This is a genomic window from Sphaerisporangium aureirubrum (assembly GCF_042658925.1).
GTDB lineage: Bacteria > Actinomycetota > Actinomycetes > Streptosporangiales > Streptosporangiaceae > Sphaerisporangium > Sphaerisporangium aureirubrum.
In genome coordinates, this window is record NZ_JBHSRF010000155.1 from 1 (window position 1) to 7,272 (window position 7,272).

General features: G+C 69.3%; 8 protein-coding genes. 6 read left to right on the plus strand and 2 right to left on the minus strand.

Features of this window, described 5'->3' with window-relative positions; genetic code table 11:
• A partial coding sequence (locus tag ACFP1K_RS40645) for a TetR/AcrR family transcriptional regulator C-terminal domain-containing protein (RefSeq protein WP_380763859.1) occupies positions 1–563 on the minus strand: 563 nt, incomplete at its 3' end.
• Between the two features lie 97 nt (positions 564–660).
• Here ACFP1K_RS40645 and ACFP1K_RS40650 point away from each other — a divergent pair.
• From ACFP1K_RS40650 to ACFP1K_RS40675, 6 genes are all read left to right on the plus strand, one after another.
• Complete coding sequence (locus ACFP1K_RS40650; protein ID WP_380763861.1) at positions 661–2,169, plus strand: FAD-dependent oxidoreductase; 1,509 nt, start codon at positions 661–663, stop codon at positions 2,167–2,169.
• Between the two features lie 79 nt (positions 2,170–2,248).
• Positions 2,249–3,523, plus strand: coding sequence for a glycoside hydrolase family 18 protein (locus ACFP1K_RS40655; RefSeq protein ID WP_380763863.1), 1,275 nt, complete (start codon positions 2,249–2,251; stop codon positions 3,521–3,523).
• Between the two features lie 140 nt (positions 3,524–3,663).
• The gene (locus ACFP1K_RS40660; RefSeq protein ID WP_380763865.1) at positions 3,664–4,236 is read left to right on the plus strand and encodes a glycosyltransferase family 2 protein; all 573 of its coding nucleotides are present in this window, start codon (positions 3,664–3,666) and stop codon (positions 4,234–4,236) included.
• A complete protein-coding gene (locus ACFP1K_RS40665) occupies positions 4,223–4,465 on the plus strand; it encodes a hypothetical protein (protein WP_380763867.1) in 243 nt (80 codons plus the stop codon). Before ACFP1K_RS40660 ends, ACFP1K_RS40665 begins: the two co-directional genes overlap by 14 nt.
• 69 nt (positions 4,466–4,534) lie before the next feature.
• Positions 4,535–5,005: an HIT family protein gene (locus ACFP1K_RS40670; protein ID WP_380763870.1), complete on the plus strand. Its 471-nt coding sequence runs from the start codon at positions 4,535–4,537 to the stop codon at positions 5,003–5,005.
• Between the two features lie 218 nt (positions 5,006–5,223).
• Positions 5,224–6,096 carry an SAM-dependent methyltransferase gene (locus ACFP1K_RS40675; protein ID WP_380763872.1) on the plus strand — a complete coding sequence of 291 codons (873 nt, stop codon included), beginning with the start codon at positions 5,224–5,226 and terminating at the stop codon, positions 6,094–6,096.
• Here ACFP1K_RS40675 and ACFP1K_RS40680 read toward each other — a convergent pair.
• Positions 6,093–7,091, minus strand: coding sequence for a zinc-binding alcohol dehydrogenase family protein (locus ACFP1K_RS40680; protein WP_380763874.1), 999 nt, complete (start codon positions 7,089–7,091; stop codon positions 6,093–6,095). The two genes, ACFP1K_RS40675 and ACFP1K_RS40680, sit on opposite strands and share 4 nt — an antisense overlap.
• Positions 7,092–7,272 lie beyond the last annotated feature (181 nt).

Below are 7,272 nucleotides of genomic sequence, written 5' to 3' on the forward strand. Positions count from 1 at the left end.
GTTGTGGTTCTTGGGTGGCGGGTGGGGTTTATGGAGGTGGGGGGGTGGGGGGTGGTGTAGGGGTTTTGGCCTTCTGGGTAGGTGTGGCCTTGTCTGGCTTGTTCTTCGATGGTGTGGCCGATTGTGTAGTGGAGGACGAGGGGGACGGCCTGGGCAGCGGGTTTGGGGGGGAAGCCGGCTTCTTCGAGGATGCGGAGGGTGGTTTCCAGCAGGGTGGTCACGGCGGGGTGGGTGACGTTGGTGCCTGCTACTACTCGGGCGCCGTCGCGGTGGTTGAGCAGGGTGGTTCTCAGGGTTTGGGCCCAACTGTGGAGCCAGTGTTCCCAGAAGGGTTTGGTGGGGCACTTGGGGAGGGTGTCCAGGGTGAGGGACTCGGTGGCCTCGACGGTGATGATGGTGGCCATGGCGTCTAGGAGTTCCTGTTTGTTTTTGATGTGCCAGTAGAGGGCGGGGGCCTGGACGTTCAGCTCCTTGGCGATCAGGCGCATGGTGAGGCCGTCCAGGCCTACCTCGTCGAGCAGGGTCAGGGCGGTGCGGGCGATGGCGTCGCGGGTGATCTTCATGAGGGTGGGCTCCAAGGGCAGCTGGTGCGCTTGACAGCTTAACAGTGTTCGGGTAATCCTTAACGGCGTTAGAGTTTAACGATGTTAAGGAGGGGCCGTGGACGCGGAGGTCATCGTCGTGGGGGGTGGGCCCACGGGGCTCATGCTCGCCTGTGAGTTGCGGCTCGCGGGGGTTGACGTGCTGGTGGTGGAGCGGCGGGGGGCGCGGGTGTCGGCGGAGGCGCGGGCGGGGGGGATGCACGCGCGGACGATGGAGGTGCTCGATCAGCGGGGGATGCTGGAGCCCTTCCTCGCGGCGGGGCGGCCTATGCAGGGGGCGCACTTCTCGGCGTTGCCGCTTGATCTGAGCGGGTTCGCCACGCGGTATCCGTATCTGCTGATGCTGCTTCAGACGAAGATCGAGCTGTTGCTGGAGGAGCGGGCGCTGGAGCTGGGGGTTCGGTTGCGGCGGCCGGTGGAGGTGGTCGGGCTTCGGCAGGACGAGGCCGGGGTCGATGTGGAGCTGGACGGCGGGGGGTGGCTGCGCGGCGAGTATGTGGTCGGGTGCGACGGGGGGCGGAGCAGGGTGCGGAAGCTCGCGGGGGTCGGGTTCCCTGGGACCGGCGCGACGTTGACGGCGCTGCTGGGGGATGTCGAGCTGGCCGAGCCGCCGGCCGAGCCGATCTTTCAGGAGCGGCATGACCACGGGACGATCGGGGTGCTCAGCTTCGAGCCTGGGTGGTTCCGGGTGATCACCACCGAGTACGACCGGGTGGCGGGGCGGGATGAGCCGGTCACGTTGGAGACGTTGCGGGAGGCCTGCGTGAAGATCGCGGGTACGGACTTCGGGATGCGCAGGCCGCGGTGGTTGTCGCGGTTCGGGGACGCGGCGCGGCAGGCGGAGAGGTACCGGGTGGGGAGGGTGTTGCTGGCGGGGGACGCGGCGCACGTTCACTTCCCGGCCGGGGGGCAGGGGCTGAACCTGGGGGTACAGGACGCGGTCAACCTGGGGTGGAAGCTGGCGGCGACGGTGCGGGGGTGGGCGCCGGAGGGGCTGCTGGACAGTTATCACGCGGAGCGGCATCCGGTGGGGGCGCGGGTGCTGCACAACACGCGGGCGCAGTCGGCGTTGTCGCGGCCGGATGCGCAGACGACCGCGTTGCGGGAGGTGGTGGGTGGCCTCGTGGGGGTGGAGGCGGTGAACGACCTGCTCGGCGGCATGGTGACGGCGCTGGACGTGCGGTATCCCATGGCGGATGGACATCGCGGGGCGGGGGACCATCCCCTCATCGGGGTCCGGATGCCCGATGTCGACCTTCTTCCCCTGGACGGAGGTGCGCCGGAGCGGGCTTTCGCGTTGTTGCGGGCGGGGCGGGGTGTGTTGCTCGACCTCGGCGCGCTCGACGGGGTCCACGACGGGTGGGCGGACCGGGTCGATCTGGTGCGGGCCCGGTGTCCGGCCCGGACCTGGGCCATTCCGGGTGTGGGGCGTGTGCCTGCGCCGGGTGCGGTGCTGATCCGGCCGGACGGGCATATCGCCTGGGCCGCGCGGGCTCAGGGGGACGGCGATGTCCGTGCGGCTTTGAACGCTTGGTTCGGGGTCCCGGCGGGTGTATTGACGGGGTGAGGGCGGGGATCTACGATCCGGGGAACTAATAGGAAACTTTCCTATGAAATACCTCCCATCAAAGGCAGTGGAGATGGCCGTGCGACGACCTTTCCTGCACCTTCTCACGACGGCGGTGCTGGCCGCCGGGCTCACTACGGTGGCCGTGCCGGCTCAGGCTTCTACCACGCAGAATTCCGGTGATCGCTTCAAGAGGGTCGCCTACTTCATTCAGTGGGGCATCTACGGGCGGAACTATCACGTCCGGGATATGGACGTCAGCGGGGCCGCCAAGAAGTTGACGCACGTCAACTACGCGTTCGGGAACGTGGGGGCGGATGGGACGTGCAGCTCGTTCGACGCCTGGGCGGACTGGCAGCGGCCGGTGCCGGCCGAGCAGAGCGTGGACGGGGTGGCGGACGCCGCGGGGCAGGCGCTGAACGGCAACCTCAACCAGCTGAAGAAGCTCAAGGCCAAGTACCCGAAGCTCAAGGTGCTGATCTCGCTCGGGGGGTGGACGGGGTCGAAGTACTTCTCGGACGCGGTGGTGACGGCGCAGGCGCGGGCCAAGCTGGCGTCCTCCTGCGTCGACCTCTGGCTCAAGGGGAACCTGCCTGATCTTCCGGCGGGCGCCGGTGCCGGGGTGTTCGACGGGATCGACCTGGACTGGGAGTGGCCGGGGTCGGAGGGGAACACCGGGAACGTCATCCGGCCCGAGGACAAGCGGAACTTCACGCTCTTCGTCACCGAGCTGCGGCGGCAGATGCGGGCGTTCGACGCCAAGAGCCAGCTGACGGCGTTCCTGCCCGCCGCCGAGGCGAAGATCGACGCCGGGTTCGAGGTGCGGGACGTGTTCCGGCAGCTGGACTTCGCGACGGTGCAGGGATACGACCTGCACGGGACGTGGGAGAGCCGGACGGGGCACAACGGGAACCTCTTCACCGATCGCAAGGATCCGAACCCGGTGAAGTACAGCGTGGACGCGACGGTGCGTGACTTCCTGGAGCGGGGCGCGCCGGCGCAGAAGATCGTCGTGGGAGTTCCCGCCTACGGGCAGGGCTGGACCGGGGTCGGGTCGGCTGACCACGGGCTCTACCAGCCGGCGACGGGGGCCGCGCCGGGGCTGTGGGCGGCGGGGAACGAGGACTACAAGGTGCTCGCGACGAAGCCGGGCAGGCACTACCGGGATCTGCTCACCGGGACGCAGTGGCTGTACGACGGGAACGAGTTCTGGTCGTACGACGATCCCTCGACGCTGCTCATCAAGGGTGCCTACATCAGGTTGAAGGGGCTCGGCGGGTCGATGATGTGGTCGATCGACGGGGACGACAGCAGGGCGTCGCTCACGTCGGCGCTGTACAGCGTGCTGCGCTGAGCGATTGATCTCCGTACCGCCCGCCGGGGCCGTCACCCGGCGGGCGGTACGGCGTTTCGGGGAGGACTGACCGGGTTTGTTCGGGGCAGTGGAGCAATGAGAGGCGTAACTGTCGTACGCCGGGCGCGAGGGGAAGAACGTTGGGAACGCCCTGGGGTGTAGCGGTCAGCGTGGTCATCGCCACCAGAGACCGGTGTGAGGAACTGCTGCGGACGATCGAGCGGCTGGAGCGGCTGCCGGAACGGCCACATGTGATCGTGGTGGACAACGGCTCCGTGGACGGCGGGCCGGAGGTGGTCGAGGCGCGCCACCCACGGGTGGAAGTGATCAGACTCGCGCGTGACCACGGGACGGCGGTGGCCCGGAACGTGGGGGTGTGGGCGGCGGCCACGCCGTACGTGGCCTTCTGTGACGTCGGATCGGGGTGGGGGCCGGGGGTGCTGCGGGGGGCGGCCGAGATGTTCGATGCGGAGCCGCGGCTCGCGCTGATCGCGGCGCGGGTGCCGGTGGGGGGCGAGCCCGATCCGATCAACGGGCTGCTGGGGGCCGGGGCGGCGGGGTTCCTGGCGTCCGGGGCGGTGGTGCGGCGCCGGGACTTCCTGGAGGCGGGAAGGCTCGGTGACGTGTCGTTCTTCGCCGGGGTGGAGCAGTTGGTGGCCGCGGGGGTGGGGGATGCGGTAAGTGCGGGAGGTGGGTGCGGTGCGCGAGCGTAGGGCCGGACGGCGGCCGGGGGACGCGCGGTCCGGGCCCGGGAGGGTACGGGAGGCGGTGCGGCTGGCGAGGCGCACGCTCGGCGATCCGGGCGCGCGGTCGGCGATTCTGCGTGCCTTGCGGCGGTTGCCGTACGGCCTGTGGGGCCGGCGGGTCCTGCGCGGGGCGGTCGAGAAGGACGCCCGGCGGCCGGAGGCGGGGGTGCGGAGGGGCGGCGATGAACGGACGTGATCACCGTGCGGGCCGGCCGCTCGGTGGGGGCGGCGGGGCTCGCGCGCCGACGGGGGGGATTATGGGTGCATGGAGCATTCGGGGGAGGGATGCGTCTTCTGCGAGGTGGCCTCCGGGGTGGTGGAGGTCAGCCTGGTCCATCAGGACGAGCTCGTTCTGGTGATCATGGACTCGCATCCGGTGAATCCGGGGCATGTGCTGGTGGTCTCGCGTGAGCACGTGGCCGCCCTGGAGGACCTGGACGACGGGGTCGGGACGCACATGTGGTGTACGGCGCGGCGGGTGGCGCGGGGGTTGCGGCGGTGCGGGCTGCGGTGTGAAGGGGTGAATCTGCTGCTGGAGGATGGGGAGGGGGCCTTTTCCGGGGCCTCACATGTGCATCTGCATGTGTTCCCGCGGTTCGCGGACGACGACTTCGTGATCGACGCGGACTGCGAGCCGCGGGATCGGCGGCTGCTGAACCGGGAGGCGTGGTTGTTGCGGGACGCCATTGCCTCGCTCGGGCCGGGGGCGGGGTCGCGAGGGTACGAGCGGCTGTAGGCCGTTTCGGTGGGGCGGTCGGATGAAACTTTCATTCCGAGTGGTTTGGGACTCAACGTGATGAAGTGTGAAGTTCCTCGGGGTGTGGGGGCTTAACGGAGCCGAGTGGTAGTACGTGGAGTAGATGTCTCGTTATCGCTACATGCCTGCTTGCTTCGGGGTTCAGAGTTAAAATCTGCGATGTCTCGTGATCAAGCGAGACCCCGATCGAAATAAGGGTGGGGGCGGCGAGGGTGGGCGAGCGCGGCGAGGATTGGGACTGGGCGACTCCGGCTACGGGTCAGCTTCCTCCGGAGGTCGACACGACGAAGCCCAGCATCGCGAGGGTCTACGACTGGTTCCTCGGGGGGAAGGACAACTTCGCCGTCGACCGGCATGTCGCCGAGATGGCCCTGCAGATCGCCCCGGGCGCTCCGGAGGCGGGGCGGCAGAACCGGCTCTTCCTGCAGAGAGCCGTGCACCACATGGCGGCCGAGGCGGGGGTCCGGCAGTTCCTGGACATCGGGTCGGGGCTGCCCACCCAGGGCAACGTGCACCAGGTGGCCCAGCGGGTCGACCCGGCGGCGCGGGTCGTGTACGTGGACAACGACCCCATGGTGCTGGCGCACGGGCGGGCGCTGCTCGCCACCAACGGCAGCACCACGGTGATCCAGGCCGACGCGCGGGAGCCGCGGTCGATCCTCGATCACCCGCAGGTGCGGGAGTTCATCGACTTCAGCGAGCCGGTGGGGCTGCTGATGCTGAGCATCCTGCACCACTTGAATGACGAGGAGGACCCTGCGGGGGTGGCGGCCACGCTGCGCGCGCCGCTGACGTCCGGGAGCTTCGTGGCGGTCTCTCACTTCTGCAATCCGGGGGACGCGGCCCCGGAGTCGGCCCAGCAGGCGGCGACGGCCGAGAAGGTCTTCAACGAGAACCTCGGCACGGGGCGCTGGCGCAGCAATGACGAGATCAAGGAGTACTTCGGGGACTTCGAACTACTCGAACCGGGACTGGTTCCGCTCGCCGGGTGGCGTATCGAGCCGAGCCCGGAGGTCAGGGGGAGCGTGCTCTACCCCACCTACGTCGGCGGGGTGGCCCGCAAGGCCTAGGTGCCGATCCGCAGCACGGCCGCGCCGTTCACCCGGTCCGCGGCCAGGTCGGCCAGTGCCTGGTCCGCCTCGTCGAAGGGGTACTCGGTCGTGGTCACGCTGAGGGGGTGGCGGGCGGCCAGGTCGAGGAAGGCTCGGCCGTCCGTGCGGGTGTTCGCCGTGACGCTGCGTACGGTGCGTTCGTTGAACAGGTGGTGCTGGTAGTTCAAGGTGGGGATGTCGGTCAGGTGGATGCCGGCTATGGCCAGGGTGCCGCCTCGGTCGAGGGCTTTCAGGGCTATCGGTACGAGGTCGCCTATGGGGGCGAAGAGGATGGCGGCGTCCAGGGGCTCGGGTGGAGGGTCGTAGGCGTCGCCCGCTGAGGCGGCGCCTAGGTCTATGGCCAGGTCGCGGGCTTTTTCCGAGCGGGTCAGGACGTGGACGGTGGCGCCTGCGGCCAGGGCCACCTGGGCGGTCAGGTGGGCGGAGGCGCCGAAGCCGTATATGCCCAGCTTGCCGCCCTGGGGTAGTTCCGCGCGTACTAGGGCTCTGTAACCGATGATGCCGGCGCACAGCAGTGGGGCCAGTGGGGCGGCTGGGCCTTCGGGGAGTTCGTAGATGTAGTCCGCTCTTGCGGCTACGTACTCGGCGTAGCCGCCGTTGACGTCCCAGCCGGTGTAGCGGGAGTTGGGGCACAGGTTTTCGGTGCCGCGCAGGCAGTAGCGGCATTCGCCGCAGGTGGAGTGGAGCCAGGGGACGCCTACTCGGGTGCCGGTGGGTAGCGATCCTTCTACTACTCGGCCTACCACCTCGTGGCCGGGGGCCGTGTCCGGGTGTTTCGGGGTGAGGTCGCCCTCGGCCAGGTGGAGGTCGGTGCGGCAGACCGCGCAGGTCTCCACCTTGATCAGGACCTCGCCCGGGGCCGGTGTGGGCACGGGGATTCGTACGCGCTGTAGTGGCCCAGTGCGCATGGGGCCTGGTTCACGTACGACCCACGCGGTCATCGTGTCCGCCATGTCCCCATCGTCACACGACCGGGGTCCCGGCGTGGCGGGGGTGGTTATAGGGGGCGGATGCCCCAGTGGTGGGAGACCTGGGCGTCGGGGGAGAGGCGGATCAGGTCTTCGCCGGTGCGGAAGGCGTTGGGGGGGCAGGTCATTGGTTCTACCGCTAGAGCGGCGCGGCGGCGGGGGGTGG

Coding starts and splice junctions, on each gene's coding strand:
- ACFP1K_RS40680 (WP_380763874.1), bottom strand. CDS start 7,091: ATGGCGGACACGATGACCGCGTGGGTCGTACGTGAACCAGGCCCCATG.
- ACFP1K_RS40670 (WP_380763870.1), top strand. CDS start 4,535: ATGGAGCATTCGGGGGAGGGATGCGTCTTCTGCGAGGTGGCCTCCGGG.